The organism is Mesorhizobium sp. ArgA1 (genome assembly GCF_053714375.1).
In genome coordinates, this window is record NZ_JBSKBQ010000162.1 from 1 (window position 1) to 348 (window position 348).

A 348-nucleotide genomic window follows, 5' to 3' on the forward strand; every position below is an offset into this window, starting at 1 on the left:
TCCCCATACAGGTGCGCTCAATCGGCGAAAGGGAGTAACGCACCGTGCTTGTTGTCTCTTTTCCGAGGACCAATATCCTCACAGGCGGGCCTTGCGCGTCTCGAACAGGAGCGGGAGGCGAGACCACATGCGATGGTGCGTCTCATCGCAAGCATTATCGGCATCGGCATCGAGACAGCAGCATGCTGGTTCAGGAGGTGCTTTCCCGGAATCTTCGCGACCCGCGAGCTGTAGCGCGCTATGCCAGCCCGACTGGCGCGCCCGACGAAAGCGGATCCAAGCGGCGGCAGAAGGGACTGGCGAAGGCCGGCAACGCCCGCGTACGCCGCGGCCTGATCCAACTTGCCT

General features: G+C 62.9%; 1 pseudogene. It reads left to right on the top strand.

Features of this window, described 5'->3' with window-relative positions:
• Positions 1-348, top strand: a pseudogene (locus tag ACWGTI_RS32815) (transposase); the annotation flags it as partial.